The sequence below is a fragment of the Taibaiella lutea genome (genome assembly GCF_008629695.1).
GTDB classification, from domain to species: domain Bacteria; phylum Bacteroidota; class Bacteroidia; order Chitinophagales; family Chitinophagaceae; genus Taibaiella; species Taibaiella lutea.
Map to the genome: position 1 here is coordinate 777,615 of NZ_VWSH01000001.1, position 21,249 is coordinate 798,863.

General features: G+C 39.9%; 15 protein-coding genes. 11 read left to right on the forward strand and 4 right to left on the reverse strand.

Annotated elements, in window-relative coordinates; genetic code table 11:
* Positions 1-51 precede the first annotated feature (51 nt).
* Positions 52-5,571: an alpha-2-macroglobulin family protein gene (locus F0919_RS03295; protein ID WP_150031286.1), complete on the forward strand. Its 5,520-nt coding sequence runs from the start codon at positions 52-54 to the stop codon at positions 5,569-5,571.
* A gap of 62 nt (positions 5,572-5,633) precedes the next feature.
* Here F0919_RS03295 and F0919_RS03300 read toward each other — a convergent pair whose 3' ends face one another.
* Positions 5,634-6,365, reverse strand: a complete 732-nt coding sequence (locus F0919_RS03300) for a LytR/AlgR family response regulator transcription factor (RefSeq protein WP_150031287.1) — start codon at positions 6,363-6,365, stop codon at positions 5,634-5,636.
* 7 nt (positions 6,366-6,372) lie between these two features.
* Positions 6,373-9,384 carry a ligand-binding sensor domain-containing protein gene (locus F0919_RS03305; protein ID WP_150031288.1) on the reverse strand — a complete coding sequence of 1,004 codons (3,012 nt, stop codon included), beginning with the start codon at positions 9,382-9,384 and terminating at the stop codon, positions 6,373-6,375.
* Positions 9,385-9,532: 148 nt separating this feature from the next.
* Here F0919_RS03305 and pbpC point away from each other — a divergent pair, with 148 nt between their 5' ends.
* From pbpC to F0919_RS03330, 5 genes are all read left to right on the forward strand, one after another.
* Positions 9,533-11,749 carry a penicillin-binding protein 1C gene (pbpC, locus tag F0919_RS03310; protein WP_190277241.1) on the forward strand — a complete coding sequence of 739 codons (2,217 nt, stop codon included), beginning with the start codon at positions 9,533-9,535 and terminating at the stop codon, positions 11,747-11,749.
* Positions 11,750-11,808: 59 nt separating this feature from the next.
* On the forward strand, positions 11,809-12,483 hold the full coding sequence (locus F0919_RS03315) for a hypothetical protein (RefSeq protein ID WP_150031290.1): 675 nt from the start codon (positions 11,809-11,811) through the stop codon (positions 12,481-12,483).
* A 42-nt stretch (positions 12,484-12,525) separates the two neighbouring features.
* Positions 12,526-13,365 carry a KPN_02809 family neutral zinc metallopeptidase gene (ypfJ, locus tag F0919_RS03320; protein ID WP_150031291.1) on the forward strand — a complete coding sequence of 280 codons (840 nt, stop codon included), beginning with the start codon at positions 12,526-12,528 and terminating at the stop codon, positions 13,363-13,365.
* 93 nt (positions 13,366-13,458) lie between these two features.
* A complete protein-coding gene (gene gldA, locus F0919_RS03325) occupies positions 13,459-14,373 on the forward strand; it encodes a gliding motility-associated ABC transporter ATP-binding subunit GldA (RefSeq protein ID WP_150031292.1) in 915 nt (304 codons plus the stop codon).
* Between the two features lie 33 nt (positions 14,374-14,406).
* On the forward strand, positions 14,407-14,751 hold the full coding sequence (locus F0919_RS03330; protein ID WP_150031293.1) for a nuclear transport factor 2 family protein: 345 nt from the start codon (positions 14,407-14,409) through the stop codon (positions 14,749-14,751).
* A gap of 103 nt (positions 14,752-14,854) precedes the next feature.
* Here the strand turns inward: F0919_RS03330 and fabD are convergent, their stop codons facing one another.
* The gene (gene fabD, locus F0919_RS03335) at positions 14,855-15,736 is read right to left on the reverse strand and encodes an ACP S-malonyltransferase (RefSeq protein WP_150031294.1); all 882 of its coding nucleotides are present in this window, start codon (positions 15,734-15,736) and stop codon (positions 14,855-14,857) included.
* 334 nt (positions 15,737-16,070) lie between these two features.
* Here fabD and F0919_RS03340 point away from each other — a divergent pair, with 334 nt between their 5' ends.
* The 5 genes from F0919_RS03340 to bla all read left to right on the forward strand — a co-directional run bounded on the left by F0919_RS03340 (position 16,071) and on the right by bla (position 20,201).
* Positions 16,071-16,748 (forward strand): metal-dependent hydrolase, encoded by a 678-nt coding sequence (locus F0919_RS03340; protein WP_150031295.1) that lies wholly within the window; start codon positions 16,071-16,073, stop codon positions 16,746-16,748.
* A 165-nt stretch (positions 16,749-16,913) separates the two neighbouring features.
* Complete coding sequence (locus F0919_RS03345; RefSeq protein ID WP_150031296.1) at positions 16,914-17,738, forward strand: ParA family protein; 825 nt, start codon at positions 16,914-16,916, stop codon at positions 17,736-17,738.
* Positions 17,722-18,684 carry a ParB/RepB/Spo0J family partition protein gene (locus F0919_RS03350; protein ID WP_235903448.1) on the forward strand — a complete coding sequence of 321 codons (963 nt, stop codon included), beginning with the start codon at positions 17,722-17,724 and terminating at the stop codon, positions 18,682-18,684. Before F0919_RS03345 ends, F0919_RS03350 begins: the two co-directional genes overlap by 17 nt.
* Before the next feature lie 211 nt (positions 18,685-18,895).
* Positions 18,896-19,396: a hypothetical protein gene (locus F0919_RS03355; RefSeq protein ID WP_150031297.1), complete on the forward strand. Its 501-nt coding sequence runs from the start codon at positions 18,896-18,898 to the stop codon at positions 19,394-19,396.
* Positions 19,397-19,469: 73 nt separating this feature from the next.
* Positions 19,470-20,201 (forward strand): BlaB/IND/MUS family subclass B1 metallo-beta-lactamase, encoded by a 732-nt coding sequence (gene bla / locus F0919_RS03360; protein ID WP_150031298.1) that lies wholly within the window; start codon positions 19,470-19,472, stop codon positions 20,199-20,201.
* 131 nt (positions 20,202-20,332) lie between these two features.
* Here the strand turns inward: bla and F0919_RS03365 are convergent, their stop codons facing one another.
* Complete coding sequence (locus tag F0919_RS03365) at positions 20,333-21,223, reverse strand: UbiA-like polyprenyltransferase (RefSeq protein WP_150031299.1); 891 nt, start codon at positions 21,221-21,223, stop codon at positions 20,333-20,335.
* Positions 21,224-21,249: the final 26 nt, after the last annotated feature.

Below are 21,249 nucleotides of genomic sequence, written 5' to 3' on the forward strand. Positions count from 1 at the left end.
AATGTTTATTTTGGGTGCTGAACCGAACGAATTTTGATTCAAATTTAATTCATGAAAAACCTTTTGATTGCCTGCCTGTGTATCGCAGCTATCTATTTAAACAGTTGCGGCCCCTCTTCCAGAGTTTCCAGCGCCGAATTCGGCAAATACGTTTCCGGGTTTACATCGGGGAAAGTAGACATGGATGCGGAAATAAAAATCGAACTGACAGCTGCTGTATTGGACAGCATGTCGGCGGAAAAGAGGGATTCTTCTTTTCTGAAAGACCATATCAGCATTTCACCCGATGTTGACGGAAATTTTTACTGGGTGGATTACAGGACAATCGGATTTAAACCTGAAAAACAATTCCAGCAGGGAAGGCATTATCATGTCAGATTCAAATTAGGCAAATTCATCAATACGCCTGTTAAGTTCAGGACGTTTGAATTCAATTTTGAGACAGATGAAAAGAAGATGGATATTTCTGAACCGGGACTGCAGGTAAACAATCCTTATGTTGCGGAATGGCAGAATTATACATTGATAGCCACTTCAAATTTTGAATTGGATCCAAAAGAAATACAGAAATGCTTTCATGCTACAGAAGGCGACAAATCGTTGCCTGTTACTTGTGTGCAGATAGAACCGAAAAGATATAAAATAATTGTTGACAGCATCGAAAGAAAAAACAAGGAGGAAAAGCTGCATCTGGAATGGAATTGCAAAAGCCTTGGTTTAAAGAATAAAGAAGAAAAAACAATTTCCGTTCCAAGCCTCGGCAACTTCAAAGTATTGAGCATGGAGGTGAAAGATGATGGCGACCAGCAATTGGATATCACTTTCAGCGATGCCATCCAACCGAGTCAGAAATTAGATGGTATAATAGAAATTGAAGACGCTTCCAATTTAAAATTCAACATAACAGGAAATGTGGTGTCCGTTTTTCTCAATGAAAGAATTGAAGGAACGAAAAATGTAACTGTCAACAAAGGCATACTGAATTACAAAAATTACAAAATGGATTCCACCAATACGGGCATTGTGGAATTTGAGGGGGTGAAACCCGCGTTGCGCCGGCAGAACAAAGGGTGCATATTGCCTAACAGCCAGGGTTTGTTATATCCTTTCGAAAGTATCGGTATCCATACAGTAGATGTCCGCATTATTAAAATCAGGGAAAATAATGTTCATCAATTCTTACAGGTAAATGAACTGGATGGCGATGACGGCTTAACGCGTGTAGGCAGAATTGTGGTGGAGAAAAAAATAAATATCATAGCAGATACGGTCAATCCCCAAAATCAATGGACTACGCACATCCTTGATTTAGGTAAATTAATACAACCTGAACCCGGCGCACTTTACAGGGTTTGTATCCGTTTCAAAAAAGATTACACTTACCTCGATTGCCGGAACGATAACAATAATGATGATAACAATGAAAATTACATGTATGAATCTGAAGACACAGAGGATTCGACATGGAATGAATACGGCTGGCACGGTAACGGATTTGACGGCTATGATACATGGCGCTGGAATGAAGACGAAGATCCTTGCGAAAACAGTTATTATAATGGCGGCGCCATCTGCAGCAATATTTTAGCAAGTGATATTGGTGTTATTTATCAGGAAGAAAAAGATAAAACAGCAAGAATTGTAACAACTAACCTGTTAAATGCAGCTGCATTGCCCAATACGGAAATCAGCCTCTATTCCTACACCCAGGAGAAAATTGCTGCCGGCACAACTGATGCCAATGGTTTTCTGAGATTAAGCCCTAATCAAAAGCCGTTTTTATTAGTTGCAAAAAAAGGAAAACAAAGAGCGTATTTAAAATTGACTAATTCCAACACGTTGTCATTGTCAAAATTCGACATTGAAGGAACAGACCGGGGAGATGGCCTGAAAGGCTTTCTGTATGCCGAACGTGGCGTATGGCGACCGGGCGATTCCGTGTTCCTGCATTTTGTTTTGAATGACAAGAGTAATCCTTTGCCGGCAGCACATCCTGTTAAGTTTGAATTAAGCGACCCCGACGGGAAAACGATTTTCAGCAGAACGACCACCGAAAATACCGGTCATATTTATCCATTGTATTTCAAGACTGCGGATAATGCGAGAATGGGGAGCTACACCGCAACTGTAACGGTAGGGAATGCACGGTTCTCTCAGGATATTTTGCTGGAGTATATTGTACCTAACAGAATGAAGCTGGAAAGCAATGTGGACGGCAAACTGCTGACACAAAAAGACAGTACTGTCCAATTAAAAGTAATGTGGCTGAATGGCGCTACCGGCAAGGGCTTAAAAACACAGTGCGCTGCTTCTTTAAGGCCAAACTGGAATTACTTCACTAAGTTCAGCGATTATCAATTCATAGCGCCTTACAATAAAGATTACAGAGGCAATTTTGAATTACCGGAAGTTATTACCAACGATTCGGGTATAGCGAGATATAATATACCGGGCGTTACCACTGCTGATGCTCCAGGCATCATGTCGGCAAGCTATGTGTTTAAAGCTTTTGAGCAAGGCGGAGGTTTCAGTATTGACAAATCTGTTTCCAATATCTCCGTTTTTGACAGTTATGTGGGATTGAAATCGCCCGATGGCGGCAGCTATTACGGTTCGCTTGATTATACCAAAAGTTATGCTTTCCCTTATGTTATAGTAAACAAAGACCAGGTATTGGTGGCGGGCCATCATCTGCATTTGAAAATATATGAAATGCAGCGCAGCAACTGGTACGAAGCGGATGAAGACGACATTGCAACTTTTAAATCTTATAGCGGTAAAATCTGCGTAAAAGACACGCAATGGGTTGCGGCGAAAGGTGATGGCAATTTCAAATTCGGCAATATCGGCAAACCTTATGGCAGGTATATGATTGTACTGAAAGACCTTGCCAGCGGACATGAAAGCGGCATGATTGTAGTGTTTGACAATCCGTATTGGGAAAGATATAGCTCTGATGATGCCGATTATGAAACGATTGTTCAGTTAAGTTCCAGTAAAAAAGTTTATACCGTTGGTGAACATATTAAGTTGAGCGTACCTGCACCTGAAAACGCCAATATTCTTATTAATATAGAATCTGACAGCAAAATCATTAAACAATTTTGGGTGAAGGGCAATAAGAAGAATGAGCCGATTGACATAGAAACCAATGCCACAATGGCTCCTGGAGTATATGTTCATGCTACGGTATTGCAGCCACACCATTATACAAAAGACGGCTCGCCGATAAGACAATACGGCATCATTCCGTTAAAGATTGAAAATCCTGAGACAAAGTTATTGCCTGTCATAAAAATGAATGACGAAATAAGACCTGAAACACCTGCGAATATTCAGGTTTCGGAAACAAGCGGTAAGGAAATGAATTACAGCCTGGTGTTGGTTGACGAGGGCTTATTGGATTTAACGCATTACCGTTTGCCTGATATCTGGGAATTTATGAATAGTCAGCAATCACTGAAAATAAAGACATGGGATATGTATGACCAGGTGATTGGCGCTTATGCGGGTGTTATCCAAAATGTATTTACCATTGGCGGTGATGGTTCTTATGATGAAAGCGAGGATTCAAAGGCAAACAGGTTTAAGCCTGCCATTATAAATCTGGGCGTTTTTCATTTGAAAGCCGGAGAAAAGAAAACACATACTTTCGTTATCCCTAATTACTGCGGCAGAATGAAAGCCTTTGTAATAGCCTATTCCAATTACAATTCCGGAAGTGCGGAAAAAGAGTTTTATGTAAAGAAACCATTGATGCTTTTGACCTCTGCTCCGAGAATGATGTCAGCAAAGGAAAACTATATGCTGCCTGTAACGGTTTTCAATCTGGATAAAAAGGCTAAGAAAGTAAAAGTAACATGCCGCATTGAAGGACTGCAAGGTTATAAATTCAATCAGGAACAAAATATTGCATTTAACGATGAAGGGGATGCGGTTGTAAATTTCAATCTGCAATTGCCGGAAGCTGTGGGCATTCTGAATATGGAACTTACTGCTACAGACGGCAAGGAGGTAACAAAGGAAAAAATAGAAATTCAGGTAAAGCCGACGCAGCCTGTCATCAATCATCAAAAAACGTTTGAAGTAAATGCGGGCAGCAGCATAACAATAGATGCAGGGGTAAAAGGCATGAAGGGCACTTATAACAGTACGCTGGATGTTAATGATAAAATGAATTTTGATTTCCAGAACAGGCTGAATTATCTGATTCAATATCCGCATGGATGCGTCGAGCAAACTACCTCTTCTGCTTTTGCACAATTATTTCTGAATGATGTTCAGGACGTAAATGATGATGAAGCGAAAGAAATCAAAGACCATGTTGACATTGTGCTCAAAAAACTGCATCAATTCCAGACTTATAACGGAGGATTTGCATATTGGCCTTATCAGTACGAGGTGAATGATTTTGCGAGCGTATATGTTTTACATTTCATGACAGAAGCCAGGGACAAAGGTTTTGTCGTATCTGATTATATCTGGAAGAATGCCTTGAATTATCAGAAAGAGGCTGCAAAACATCATGAAAACAGCTTCACGGCAAATTCTTATACTTATTGGGATAAAGAGCTGACACAGGCATACAGGTTGTATTTATTGGCAAGATTAAATCAGGCGGATATTACTTCTATGAATAAGATGCAGGGTGAAGTCTTGCAAAGCAATACTTCAAAAGCCTTTTTGGCTAAGGCATACAGCTTAATCGGCAAAAACGATGTAGCGAAAAACCTCCTGCTGACATTTAAAGCAAAAAGTAATAATTCGTTGGATTACAGCAATACGTTCGGCAGCGATTTAAGAGATGAAAGCATGTCTCTGATTGCGTTAAACAATATGGGTTCCAAATCTTATTGTCAGAATCTTGCAAATGACATCAGCCGTCTGTTAAGCAATAATTATTGGAACAGCACTATATCGACATCGTTGGCATTAACGGCGCTGTCCAAATATTATTCGCTGGATAAGCAGGGCATCCATAATTATAGCCTGAACGGGAAGGCATACAGTTTTTCAAAACATACGCAAACTGTGAAACTTAGTACCGTGGCTGCTTACGGTAATATTATTTTTAAAAACAGCTCGGCACAGAAAATGTACCTCACACTAAATGAAAGATATTCGGACAATAATTTCATCGCGCCATTAATAAACAGGGGCATGAAATTAAATATCAGCTACTGGGACATGAATAACCACAGCCTAAAAGAATGGAGCCTGCAACATGGAACAAATTTTATGGCTAAGATTGAGGTAAGCAATACAACTGATATATCTATGCAAAATGTGGCACTGGAATTCGGCATAGCAAATGGATGGCAGATTATCAGCAACAGGTATATGGATGATGAAACGATCAACAAGAATTCGAGCTGCGATTATAAAGATGCGAAGGATGACGGCGTATATTACTATTTCAATTTAACGCCAAAGGAAACAAAAACCTTCTATGTGCTTTTGAATGCATCGTACAAAGGAACATTCTATTTACCCTTGGCCCAATGTTACCCGATGTATAATGAGGGTTATAAAGCGCAGCAGGCGGGCAAATGGGTGAAAGTCGGGGATTAAAATAGTTTATTATCACAAGAGTTGTCAACTTTTAAAAAGTTGACAACTCTTTTAATGTAATATCATAAACTCTCCAAAGCCTTAATGACATCCTGTTTCTTCCTGCTGCTTACGGGTACCTGAGAATGATCGGATAATATCAGCAAATCATCATTCTTATGTAATTCCAGTATTTTCCTTGCATTTACCAGATGGCTGTGATGTACACGAATAAATTTATGTTCCTGCAATAATTCATCGTATTCTTTCAAGGTCTTTGAAACAACAATTTTCTTACCACCTTCCATAAAGAAGAAGGTATAATTATCTTCGCTCTGGCAACGGATAATATCGTCAATCCTGACCAGCTGAATCCGGTCCTGTGAATTCAGCGCCAATATTTCATTATGCTTTTTCTTATTACTCTCTTTCAGTAAATCATAACGTAAATGTTGTTCCGGCAATAGCTTCTGCAATTTCGAAACGGCTTTAACCAAATCGTCCGGGTCAACCGGTTTCAGTAAATAATCGACTGCGGAATACTTAAATGCCCTTAAAGCATGCCCATCATTTGCCGTGATAAATATGATGTGAAAATCAATTTCAGGTATCATGTCAAGCACATCAAAACCGCTGCCATCTTCCATCTGGATATCCAGAAAAACAATATCAATCTTGTTTTTATTCAGATATTTCACCGCTTCCACTACCCCGCTTGCTTCTGCAACAACTTCAATATCGGAACAATAAATTTCCAGATCTTTTTTGAGCGTATTTCTTGCCTGTGCAATATCATCAACTATTAATGCCTTCATAAATGTTTTATTGAAAAGGTAATATCAATTTTACCAGAGTACCTGCAGGCTTGCCTTCCGACTTTAAATCAACAATAGTAATAAACTCACCGTTGTCATTATGATGTAAGATCTGCAACCGCTTTCTTGTGATTCCAATCGCCATTGACTGATGCCCGGAGGTATCCTGCTGTTTTGCTTCCGTATCCCTGCCTTTCCCGTTATCTTCAATGATACAAATAATTTCATTCCCCTCTGATTTTATATCCAGTTTCAAACGTGCCCTTCTATCCTGAAGGTTTTTGAATCCATGTTTAATTGCGTTCTCTATAAATGGCTGGATAATCATAGACGGAATCTTGTATTCTTCCTGAAGCAATACCGGCTCAACATTTAGTTCAAAATCAAACTGCTTATTATTGCAAAATTGTTCAATCAATATATAATTTTCAATCATTTCCAGTTCTTCATTGATATCAATCCAGGCCTGTTCGCTGTGCTTCAGAATCTGGCGCATCAACTTACCGAATTTAGCCATGTAATATCTTGCTTCCTGATCATTATTATTCCCTATCTGGCTTTGGATGCTGTTCAATGCATTGAAGATAAAATGAGGATTCATTTGCAGCCTCAAAGCCTTATGTTCCAGGCTTTGCAATTGATTTTCCATTTGCAGCTCGTGTTGCTTTTCCGCCGCATCTTCTTTAATCGATTTAATACGCCAATGAACAATCCGGTATGCTATAAAGACACCAAGCAGCGATACTATTATTATAAACCACCATTCCTGCCAGAAAGGCTTCTTTATAATGATATGATATTGAAATGGTTTTGCATTCCAGATACCATCCTCATTGGATGCGTTAATCAACAAATCATATTCTCCGGGAGGAAGGTTGCTGTAAGTAACGGAATGCTGCGCAGAAACAGGGCTCCAGTCCGCGTCAAAATTTTCGAGCTTCCATTTATACATTACGCCGTCTCCGTTACCAATATTGACACCCATAAAATCGAACGTCAGGTGATTCTGATTATAAGGCAATGTAAGCGTGTCTTTTGCAGAAAAAGATTTTAAGAGGTTTTTGAAAGAAGTGTTTTCAATCGGGTTGTAAAACAGCTTAATATCTGAAAGGCTCAATAAAGGGGCTGCATTGTTTGTCGAACCCTTGGATGGATTGTATAACGTAAGTCCGTCAATCGTTCCAATCCAATAACTTCCGTCTGCATTTGCACAAACGGCATTCAGGCAGGTTTCTATTCCAAGAAAGCCTTCTCCCTTTCCGTAGTGTTTTAACCTGATAATATTATGCTGCTTATCCAAAAAAACATGTTCCAGACCCTTTTCTGTACCAAGAATCAGGTTTCCTGACTTATCAACCTGAAGTATATAAATATTTAAAGAAGGCAGTTGGGAATTATCAAATTCAACAAGTTTATTTTTACGTAAATCATAGGCCGAAATCCCTTTGTCGCTGGTTGCAATCCAGGCAATGCCGTCATTTGAAATTACAATACTTCTGGTAAGATTCGACAAGATGCCTGTACTTGTATTCAACCGGAATGCCGATTCACGCTCATTTTCAATCAAGCCGACACCTTGGTTTTCCGTGCAATAGAAAACCTTTCCCGGCAATTGTGTATTCAAATATTGAACACGTGGATTAATAATATGATCTACAAACTGACGAATATCGAAGTCTGTTAGATTGTTGTTTTGAGGCTTTAATCTATAAATACCATTACCTGCCGTAGCAAGCCATATATCACCAGCAGCAGTCACCTCTATATCTTTTATAAACTGCCTGCCAAGTTCTGCTACAAAGCGAAAAACGCTGTCCTGAAAAATATACAGTCCTTCACCTTCCGTACCTATTAATAAAGCACTGTTATAAGGCTTGATGGATTTCACTTTTGTATTTATAAAGCCATTTGAAGCATTGAAGACCGCAATGCTGTCAGATGTCATTCTTACCAGCCCTTTGTTATTGCCCACGCCTAACCATGTCTCTCCGTCATTTCTTTGAAAAACAGCATAAACAAAATTATCAGGGAAGCCGCTCTGTCTGTCAAAATGCGCAAACATCTGGCCACCAAAATTGCTGATGCCGCCGCCGCTTGTCCCGAACCAGAAATTGCCGCTTCTGTCTTTGAAAATTTTCCTGACGTGATTATTGGAAAGCCCCTTGCGTTCATCTATAGTTTCCAGCTTTTTGTTTTGAAAATTATAAATGAAAACGCCGTTCTCTAATGTGGCTATATATAAAGATTGTTTGTCCTCATACAGATCCAGCACCTTCTCTTTTGTGCTTATTACCGTGTCAAGGTACCGGTACATCCTGTCGTTTTCTACTTTAAAAAGGCCATAACCAAAAGTGCCGGCAATTAATTCGCCTTTTGAATTCCTTAATAAAGAAGTAACGCTGATACTCGGATTCGTAATGCCATAGGGCACTTTAAAGGATTTGTCATAGCCGGCTTGAATATTTATCCGGAACAAGCCAAAGTCATTTCCAAAATATAACAAGCTATCCTTGTCAATAAAAACAGTGTTGCAAACTATCTTCTGCAGATGTAATTTTTCCGTGATATTCTCAAACTTTCCGTCTTCAAATTTCACCAAGCCCACTTTGGATGCGAGCCATAACCTTTTGCGTTTGTCGACAGCGATTTTCTGAATCCAGATTTGCTCACCGATATTGGAAGGATAATATTTTGTAATCTTTCTGCCATCGTAATAATTCAGCCCGTCATTGGCTCCAATCCAGATATTCTGGTACTTATCTTTTGCAAAACAATACACAAAATCATTGGATAATCCGTTCTTGTGATTCAATGTTTTAAATGTCAGACCATCGTAAATACTGATACCACCGCCTCTTGTAGCCATCCACAATTGCCCTTTGGCGTCTGTTGTCATGTCATACACCTGACTTTGCGCCAATCCATCTTTTACATTCAGATTTTTGAACTGAATTTTTTGAGAAAATCCGGCGAAGGCAGCTGCAAGAAGAATCACGAAGAGAAATAACCGCGGGAACATAGCATCAATTTCGGGAACATTTACCCATTAAACGAAAACACTTACTCATTTAAACGAATCGAAACTAAAAATAGCTTTTTTTTGAGTATAATCTCGAAAGTACGACATGAAGAAATGGTATAAACACAAGTATTTCAAAAGAACAATATTGGTTTCAATAATACTGTTCTTTATCTGGTTTATATTCTTTTCCATTCCGAAAGAACCTTTTAATGTGCCATACAGCAAAGTCATGTATTCGCAGGATGGCTATTTACTGAATGCAAAAGTCGCAAAAGATCAGCAATGGCGCTTTCCTATGGGCGCAAGCCTCAGCCCGAAATTTGAAAAATGCATTCTGACCTTCGAAGACAAAGGATTTTACCACCATATCGGCATATCTCCCACAGGTGTTGGCAGAGCTATTGTTCAAAATATCCGACATCATAAAATTGTAAGTGGCGGCAGCACGATCACCATGCAGACGGTGCGGCTAATGAAACAAAATCCCGCGCGAACCTGGCACGAAAAAATACTTGAAATGATTCTGGCGATGCGCATTGAATTGCGCTATTCCAAGAAAGAAATTCTCACCATGTATGCCATGCACGCCCCTTTCGGCAATAATGTGGTGGGCATCGAAGCGGCATCATGGCGTTACTTCGGCAAAAAAACAACTGACCTCAGCTGGGCGGAAAATGCATTACTGGCCGTGCTGCCCAATGCTCCGGGCTTGCTGTATCCCGGTAAAAACCATGACAGGTTATTGCAAAAAAGGAACCGCCTTTTAGCACAATTACTAAAAGAAAAAATCATAGATGCCAATACTTATAATCTTTCCATTGCTGAAAGCATACCTGACAAACCTTTACCTCTGCCTGATTTGGCATGGCACTATTTTGCATCGACAGGAAGCGATAAAAACATCAATTACAGTTCCATTCAATTCAGGATTCAGGAGCAATGCTTAAGGATCGTAAAGAATTATGCCGCAAAGAATCAGGATAACCAGATACAAAGCATTGCGGTGATTGTAAGCGATATCCATTCAGGGAAAATATTGGCATACATCGGCAATACACCAAAACAATGGAATCCGCAAACAAACTTCGTGGATTGCGCAGATGCGGCAAGAAGCAGCGGCAGCGTGTTAAAGCCGTTATTATACTACGAAGCAATGAAAGAGGGTCTTATTTCACCCGGCTCAAAATTATTCGATATTCCCGTTTCTTATAATCACTTTGCACCGCAGAATTATGCCCGTAGTTATGAAGGGCTTGTAAGTGCCGAAAACGCTTTGGCTAAAAGCCTCAACATACCGATGGTCGGCCTTTTGAATGAATATGGCTTACAGAAATTCCATATCGATTTAAAGCATTTAGGCTTCAGACATCTTAACAGAAACAGCAGCAATTATGGGCTTTCGCTTATTCTGGGCAGCGGTGAAATAACACTGAAAGAATTAAATCTTGTGTATAATAACTGGGCAAGACATTTGTTGCTGAAAGATGATATCAATTATAACAAAGCCTGCATCTACGAAGCAATGGAAGCGATGACACAAGTGAATCGTCCTGATGAAAACGGTAACTGGAAAGCTTTTATCAATACCCAGAAAATTGCATGGAAAACAGGCACAAGCTTTGGCAACCGCGATGCATGGAGCGTAGGTATTTCAAGCGACTATGTCGTTACAGTCTGGGTGGGCAATGCGGATGGTTCCGGAAGGCCCAATCTTACTGGTATTGGTTATGCCGCTCCTGTTTTATTTGACATTTACAATACATTGCCAAAGTCCTATAAATGGTTTCCAAAGCCGGTTACAGGTTATGAGAATATTGCTGTATGTAAGGCAAGCGGTTTCAAGGCGGGCGACTATTGTACGGACGCACAAACAATAAGCCTTCCAAAAACATGTATACAAATGCCTGTATGTCCTTTTCACCATTTGTTGACGGTCAATCAGGAAGAAACTTACAGGGTCAATGCAAGTGTTTATGACTGGAGAAAAATAAAACAGAAAAGCTACTTCATCCTGCCGCCTGTTGTAGTTAATTATTACAAAGCTTGGAACCCTGATTTTAAAATGCCGCCCCCCTGGCATCCCGATATTAAAGAAGCCGCCCAACATTTGAAAATCATCTTCCCTGACAAAAGCACACTTTTGTGTTTTGGTGAAAATACAGCCATGACTGTAAATTTCAAAGCAATGGCGGAGGCTAAGAATACAATCCTGTATTGGCATGTGGATAATAATTACATCGGCTCGACTACCAATATCCATGAATTGCAATACAATTTACCGATCGGCAAGCATATACTTTCCATTATTGACGAAAACGGGAATGAACAGCAAACAACATTCAACATTGCAAAAACACAATAGTTACTGCAAGCTTCTGTCTGATTATCGTACTTTTGCCACTCATTTGATTTTACGGATACATGTCTTTTAAAAAAATAACATTCCTGTTTTTATGTTGCTGCCTTAGTAGCTTTTTAACGCAGGCGCAAAAATTATTGTCGGAAGGAACGATTACTTACAAAATCACGATTAGTGGTAAAATACCGACGCCCGCCAATGAGCCTTCTGTTACGGAAACAAAATCAGGAACGGTTTCTATCAGAATCAAAGGCGACAATATACGCCAGGATATAAAACTGGAAGACGGATACAGCCATGCGCAGATAAGCAATTATGCAACGGGAAAAGAAATTATCCTGCAATCTATAAATGAGCTGAAATACGCCATTGAACTGAATATAAAGGATAAGGAAACCCAGAACGCTTCCTATTATAAAGCTGCATTGACACTTAATAAGGAGAAAAAAACGTTCGCAGGTTTTGACGCCGTATCAGCATTATTGACTTATAAAAACGGCACAACATTCTCATTATTTATCGTACCCGATTATTATATCAGCTATCCGGCTATATTTGACAGGTTCCCTGATATAAAAGCCATTCCGGCCAGTTATGATTTATTGATGACCAACGGGTTCACTATGCATTTTGAGTTAACAAGCTTAAATGAAGTCCCTGTTGAAAATGCAGCCTTCAGAGTACCTGTAGGCTACAGGATAATAGGTCAGAAAGAATATGAAAAATTGCTGAGATAACAGGTTAATTGTATATTTAACCTCAAAACAAAACCGGTTTTTATGAGATGGAGAGGCGAACGCGAAAGCGGTAACGTAGAAGACAGAAGAGGGATGAGTGGTGGCGGTAAAGTGGCTATCGGCGGCATCGGCGCTGTTATAGTTGTGGTTATTGGCTTGCTGACAGGAAAGGATTTTTCAGGCATCCTGAATGGTGTTCAGACAACCAATACTGAACAATCAAGTAATTATCAGCCTCCTGCCGATGATTCCACGGCTGATTTAATAAAAGTTGTCTTGGCAAGCACCGAAGATGTCTGGGGCGAAATCTTCCAACAAAACGGTGAACAATATCAACCTTCTACGCTTGTAATGTTCACCGATGCTACTCAAAGTGGCTGCGGCGGAGCATCTTCGGCAATGGGGCCTTTTTATTGTCCGGCCGACCAGAAAGTTTATATTGATTTGTCTTTTTGTAACGAATTGCAGGACAGGTTTGAAGCTCCCGGAAATTTCGCGGTGGCTTACGTCGTGGCGCATGAAGTAGGCCATCACATTCAGGATTTATTAGGCATTTCAGAAAAAATACAACGGCAACGTTCCCAATTGAGCGAAGCGGATTATAATAAGTTATCCGTAAAGCTGGAATTGCAGGCCGATTTTCTTGCAGGTGTCTGGGCTTATCATGCTAACAGGATGCGTGGCATTCTGGAACCGGGAGATCTGGAAGCGGCACTGACTGCGGCCAATGCTATCGGTGATGATAAATTGCAGAAAGAAGCACAGGGTTATATTGTGCCCGATGCTTTTACACATGGTACATCGCAGCAAAGAATGTATTGGTTCAAAAAGGGTTTTGAAACAGGCGACATGAATCAGGGAAGGTTTCAGGATATTCATTAGTTGAGTCGATAGTAAATTCGGAATTGGGAGATTGCCATTGGCAATTGAAATATGGTTTTGAAGTTTGAACTTTGTAAATTTTCACTTAATAAAATGTCGATAAAAGTAACGGGCCTTACGAAAATATTTGGCGAACAGAAAGCAGTAAACAATATATCCTTTGAAATAGGAAGCGGTAATGTAGTGGGTTTCCTTGGACCAAACGGTGCAGGCAAATCTACAACCATGAAAATGCTGAGCACTTATATCACGCCTACATCCGGACAGGCAACTGTTTGTGGTTTTGATGTGGTTGAAAAACCAATGGATGTACGCAGATTGGTTGGTTATTTGCCCGAAAGTAATCCCCTGTACTATGACATGTATATCAGGGAATACCTGGAATTTGCCGCAGGTGTTCATCAGTTAGGCAAAATGTCTAAAAGCCGTATTGATGAAATGATTGAGATGACAGGCTTGCAAAAAGAAGTAAAGAAAAAAATAGGCGCTTTATCCAAAGGTTATAAACAAAGAGTGGGTTTGGCACAAGCTATGATCCACAACCCGAAGGTTTTAATTTTAGATGAACCTACCAGTGGTCTTGACCCGAATCAAATCATGGACATTCGTGATTTGATAATCAATCTGGGTAAAGAAAAAACGGTATTGCTTTCCACACATATCATGCAGGAAGTACAGGCCATGTGTAGCCGTGTTATCATTATCAATAACGGCAATATCGTAGCAGACGATGCTATCGGGAACATCCAATCTGCAGAAAAGCAGCAACAAGGTTTAGTTGTTTCATTTGGTAAAGATGTTACTGCCACTGCATTACAACAAATGAAAAATGTCGTTCGGGCTAAGAAATCCGATGACAATCAATGGATATTGGAAACAGCGCAACCTGATTTATTACGTAAAGAATTAATGGCCTGGTCGCTTCAAAATGACATTGATATCCTGAGTCTGCAAAACAGCAGCCAAAGCCTGGAAGATGCTTTCAGAGATTTGACAAAGGGAAAATAAAATTTAAAAACTCCACATAAACAACCTGATAAAGTGAAAGCAAAACAATTTGCAGAAGAATGGATAAGCTCATGGAATAGCCATGACCTTGATGTAATTTTAAGCCATTATTCAGATGATATTGAAGTTACTACGCCCATGATTAGAATGGCAGCGGGAATTGAAAGCGGAACGCTGAAAGGAAAGGAAGCCGTTGCAGATTACTGGCGTAAAGCATTGTCAAAAATACCCGACTTGCATTTTGAATTAATAGACGTTACGGAATGCATCAATTCTATTGCCCTGTACTACAAATCCGTCATGAATAAAATGTGTGTAGAAGTTATGTTTTTTAATGAGGAAGGAAAGGTTTATAAAATGTTTGCTCATTACAATTAATAAGTGTCCGACACCTTTGAGGTGTCGGACACTTATTGTAAAAAAGGGTTGACAACTTGTTAAAAGTTGTCAACCCTTTTGAATTAAATGAATCAACAGATATTTAATTCAATCCGCTCGTAACAGATTCCTTGTGTATCTTTTTCACCAGCCCTTGCAAAACATTACCGGGACCGCATTCTGTAAATTCAGTAGCGCCGTCGGCAACCATGTTCTGAACCGTTTGTGTCCAACGGACAGGCGCAGTTAATTGATTAATTAAATTCTTCTTGATTTCATCAGGATTCGTATATGGTTTTGCATCCACATTCTGATAAACCGGGCAAATAGGTGTCTGGAAATTCGTTGCCTCTATTGCTGCCTGCAATTCCTGACGTGCAGGTTCCATTAATGGTGAGTGGAATGCGCCACCCACTTGTAATACCAATGCACGTTTGGCTCCCGCGGCTTTCATGGCTTCGCAACCCTTTTCAATACCTGCAATGCTTCCGCTGATAACCAATTGACCGGGACAGTTATAATTTGCAGGAACGACAACTTCATCCGTTATACCTGCACAAACTTCTTCCACTTTTGCATCTTCCAAACCAAGAATTGCGGCCATTGTAGATGGATTTTGCTCACATGCTTTCTGCATGGCAATTGCACGTTGATACACTAATTTCAAAGCATCTTCAAACGACAAAGCGCCCGCGGCAACCAAAGCAGAAAATTCGCCCAACGAGTGGCCTGCTGTCATTTGCGGCTTTAATTCCGGATGTACCAGAAATGTAATAACAGAATGCAGGAATACAGCAGGTTGCGTAACCTTTGTTTGCTTCAGTTCGTCTTCCGTTCCGGAAAACATAATATCCGAAATGCGGAAACCCAGAATTTCATTTGCCTGTTCAAACAAAGCTTTTGCCTGCTCGTTTGTATCATATAGATTTTTGCCCATGCCTGAAAACTGGGCGCCCTGACCGGGAAAAATGTATGCGTGCTTCATATTTGAATTTGCTGAATTATTTTAATTGGCCAATTGTAAATGAGCAATAGTCAATGATAATAAAGAATGGCCTGTAAATTGAATATTCAATATTTACCATTCACAAATTAACTATTAAACATCTTACAAACATACAATTAAACTTAATAAATACTAATCAGGCTGCAATGTTACGGCTTAACAATGAATGCTGCAAATGATTTGGGCGAAACAAGCCTCGTATAATTTCTATTTTATCCACATTTCTGCGATATTTCATTCTTTGACGTATTTTTGTAACCAAGTTTGGGGTAATCCGCCTTATTGAACAAATACATTTTCAAATAAATAAACGATGAATTTTACGTTTTACGGTCATGCTTGCTTTGCTGTAGAAGTAGCAGGCAAAAAGTTGCTGTTTGATCCCTTTATTACAGGCAATCCTCTGGCTAAAAACATTGACATATATAGCATTGAAGCCGACTATATCCTTGTTTCACATGGACATGGCGATCACGTGGGCGATTTAATTGAAATTGCAAAGCATACCGGCGCAACCGTTATCTCTAATGCCGAAATAACAACATGGGTGGCAAAGCAAGGCTATGAAAAAGTGCATCCGATGAACTTCGGCGCACGTGATTTTGATTTCGGAAAAGTGCATTATGTCCCTGCCATGCACAGCAGCGGCCTGCCTGATGGCAGTTATGGCGGCAACCCCGGTGGTTTTGTTATCAGGAATAAAGACATCAATTTCTACTTTGCAGGCGATACCTGCCTTACAATGGATATGAAATTGATTCCGATGTACACCAAACTGGATGTTGCAATTTTGCCTGTCGGCGGCAATTTCACTATGGATGCGGAAGAAGCGGTATTAGCAGCAGACTTCATTCAATGTGATAAAATTGTAGGCATTCATTTTGATACATTCGGGTATATTGTAATCGACCATGAAGCTGCAAAACAAAAATTTGCGGATGCAGGAAAAGAATTGATTTTGCCGGAAATAGGCAAGACGATAGAGATTTAGAATAAAAACAAGTCAAATACATCAAAACAGCGCTTTTGTCATTCCGTAGGAATCTATTATTGAAACGAAAGATTCCTACGGAATAACAAATAACGATGAAGAAAATAAGTATTCATAAGATAAAGTAGTTGTTCAGATTCATTTTCTGGCTCTACAAACAGACACATGGCAAAAATAATAGCAATAGCAAACCAGAAAGGCGGCGTAGGTAAAACTACCACAGCAATTAACCTTGCAGCCAGCCTTGCAGTACTGGAATATAAAACATTACTGATTGATGCGGATCCGCAGGCAAACAGTACGACGGGTAATGGTTTTGATTTGAGGAATATTCAGGTGAGTCTTTATGATTGCATTGTGAATGAAATGCCGGTGAGTCAGGCCATGTTGGAAACGGAAACACCGAATCTTTATTTATTGCCTTCACACCTGGATTTGGTGGGTGCAGAAATCGAATTAATCAACCATCCTAACCGGGAGCATATTTTAAAAAATGCGCTGGAAAAAACAGGTAAGGATTTTGATTTCATCATCATTGATTGTTCTCCGTCTTTAGGTTTGATTACTGTAAATGCATTGACAGCAGCCAATTCTGTTGTCATCCCTGTTCAGTGCGAGTACTTTGCATTGGAGGGTTTGGGCAAGTTGCTGAACACTATTAAAATTGTTCAGACCCGCATCAATACCGATTTACAGATTGAAGGCATTTTAATGACCATGTACGATGGCCGTTTACGTCTGAGCAACCAGGTGGTGGAAGAAATTAAAAATCACTTTGAAGAGTTGGTATTCGATACCATCATCCACAGAAATACAAAATTAGGCGAAGCGCCAAGCTTTGGGAAGCCTGCGTTAATGTATGATACCGAAAGTACGGGCGCCATCAATTATCTGAATTTAGCTAAGGAGATTTTACAAAAGAACGATTTAACGAAGATTAAGAACGAGGATAAAATATTTGAAGAAGATGAGCATGGAACCAACAACTAATACCGATGTGAAAGAAAACGCGCACATGACGAATTCAAACAATAAAAAGAAAGCATTAGGATTGGGCATAAAAGCCCTGTTAAATAATATTGACGAAGAGCTGAAAGCTACGGCAGATAGCCTTCCCGCAGCTTCCAACAAAAATACCGCAGCCGTAGTGGGTGGCCGTATCCCGATGGAGCAGATTGAAGTAAACCCAAAACAGCCGCGTCACGATTTCGATGAACAGGCTTTGAAAGAATTGTCCGAAAGCATTGCATTGCATGATATCATCCAGCCTATCACAGTTGCTAAAATGGCAAACGGCAAGTTCAGGCTGATATCCGGCGAACGTCGTTTCAGAGCTTCCAAAATGGCAGGATTAAAAGATATTCCGGCATATATACGCACGGCTGATGACCAGGAATTACTGGAGCTGGCTTTATTGGAAAACCTGCAAAGAGAAAACCTGAATGCCATTGAGATTTCTTTGAGTTATAAAAGACTCATGGACGAATGTTCGCTGACGCAGGAGCAAGTGGCCGACCGTATGAAGAAAGAGCGAAGCACCGTTGCCAATTACCTTCGTCTATTAAAACTACCGCCCGATATCCAGAAATCAGTAAGAGATGGCCTGTTGAGCATGGGCCATGCAAGGGCAATAATCGGGCTGGAAAACGTGGAAGAGCAGTTGTATGTGTACCGAGAGGCCATTACCAAAGGGCTTTCAGTTAGGCAGGTAGAAGCTTTGGTTAAAAATATGGTTCATGAGAAAAAGCCATTGGAGAAAACCGAAAACAAAGAAGTAAAGTTGCCGCCTGCCTACAAACGTATTCAGGACAACATGTCAACCCATTTCTCTACTAAAGTTTCACTGGAAAGAAAGAAAAACGGTAAAGGATCCATTATGATTGAGTTCTATAACGATGAAGACCTCGAACGAATAATGGAAGCAATGAAAATATAATGATTGAAAAAGTTTCGTTTAAAACAGATGTCCCACATTTTTAAAATGTGGGACATCTGTTTTAAATACATTGCCGGATATCACCTGATATTAAATGGCGATTAGGAACCGGCTTTGTATATTTGGAATTGACAAAATTTTAAACTTCTTTTTAAAATAATAAAGGGAAATTTGAAAATTCACTCATGCATGAAATTCCAACTTTTTAAAATTGAAGCAACAAAATAAATTACCTGAAATTCCGAATCAAAACGAAGTAGACGATAGGGAACATATCAAATCAGAATCAGACAAATATGATGCACACGTAAATTTTTATTACACAAACATCATTAATTCACTTGTATTATTCACTTTTAATGCTGAACAATTAGACAAAATGACTCCCGTTTTAATTGATCCATTAACAGAATTATATGAAGAACTTCAATACGCATTCACCCCTGTTTCATTTGAAACGGTTTTCAGAAAGAATTTAATTGATCTGAAGTTTAGGGAGGATCTGTTGAACTTCAAATCGAAAGTCGAAGAAATGCCTAATGAAATTTGGGATTGGGAATTTATAAATGAAAATAAAAAATGGAAACAACTGCGAACTTACGCTGATGAACTATTGAGTAAAATTGGAGTAAGCTCAAGAACATACAATGATGAATTCACAACAATAATATTGAATACGGGAGAAATAATAAAATCAGGAAAGAAATCATGACTTAAATAAAACTTGTTATCCGGATTAGCTACATGTACACTCCCTGTTTTACACAACAACTCATTCAACCATTATGCGCACATTCATAACCATACTTCTTTTCTTCACAGTTACCAATGCATTCGCACAGAAGAAAAACGCTCCGCTCGAGATTTCACACCTTACCGGTGATTTCTATATTTATATTACCCACCAGGATATAGATGGCAGTCCTTATCCTGCAAACGGCATGTATATGGTAACAGACGAAGGCGCTGTCATTTTTGATACCCCCTGGGATTCCACACAGTATCAACCTTTACTGGATACTATATGGGCGAGGCACCATAAAAAGGTCATCATGAGCATTGCAACGCATTGGCACGAAGACAGGACAAGAGGCTTTGATTATTACAACCAGCAAGGCATCCGTACCTATGCTACTACGCAAACGGATGAACTTTGCAAAGAACATCATAAAGCCCGCGCAAAGTATCTGATAAACAACGACACAACTTTCACTATCGGCGGACATACTTTTCAAACCTATTATGGCGGTGAAGGACATACATCCGACAATATCGTAATCTGGTTTGGCAAGGAGAAAATACTGTATGGCGGCTGTCTGATTAAAAGCACCGAAGCGCAGAACCTGGGCAACCTTGAAGATGCCAATGTAAAGGCATGGGCTGCAACTATCAAAAAGATTCAGGCAAAGTTTGGCAAACCAAACTTCATCATACCCGGGCATCAAAGTTGGAAGAGTAAAAATTCACTGAATTACACCTTGAAATTAGTGGAGGAATATAACAGGAAGCACAAGTGATAACCTGATATCAGGAGCGTCTGTCGTCATCCCGACCGGAGTCATTTTATGAAATGAGATGGAATAAAATGGCACAGTGGAGAGCTCTCCAAATTATATAGTACGCGAAAGCTGAACAGTCCGCTTAACCCCTACAGAAACAACAAATCTGCAATCACGAAAGCTGCAAATACAATACTTGCAATACCGTTTGTTGTCATGAAGGCAATATTTACCTTGCTCAAATCATCCGGCTTAACCAAAGTGTGCTGATAAATAAGCAGACAGGTAAAAAAGCCCGCCCCTATCCAGTACAGTAAGTGAAAGCCCGCCATAAAACCCGCGGTAATCACAAACAAGGCAGAAAGCACATGCAGCACATTTGAAATCATCAAAGCACCTTTTTTGCCAAACGCCGTAGGTATGGAATGTAGTTGCTGGCTTTTGTCAAAATCCTCATCCTGCATGGCATAAATAATATCAAAACCCGAAACCCAGGTCAACACTGCAAAAGAAAACAATAACGGCAGCCATTTAAAATATCCTGTCACCGTAAGATAGGCTCCTATAGGCGCCAAAGACAAACCTATGCCCAATACCAGATGACACAAAGCTGTGAAACGCTTGGTATAACTGTAAAAAAGAATGACAAACAACGCAACAGGTGAAAGATAAAAACAAATACTATTGATGAAATAAGTAGCAGCCACAAACAGGATACAGTTGACAATCGTAAACGCCAGCGCATGTTGCGGCTTAATAATGCCCGCAGGAACCTCTCTTTGTGCCGTACGTGGGTTCAATGCATCAAATTTGCGATCCAGATATCTGTTAAAAGCCATAGCTGCACTTCTGGCAAAAACCATACAAAGCAACATCAATATCAGCAAGTGCCAGTGAAACGCCTGTCTTTCATAAACAATAGCCAAAGTAAACCCGATGAAAGCAAAGGGCAATGCAAAAACCGTATGGCTGAATTTCACTAACGAAAGATACTTTGCTACCGCCGTTTTATTCTGCGGCAAAACCTGCGCCTGACTCATTTTTGTTTAATTTCAGATTCCAAATA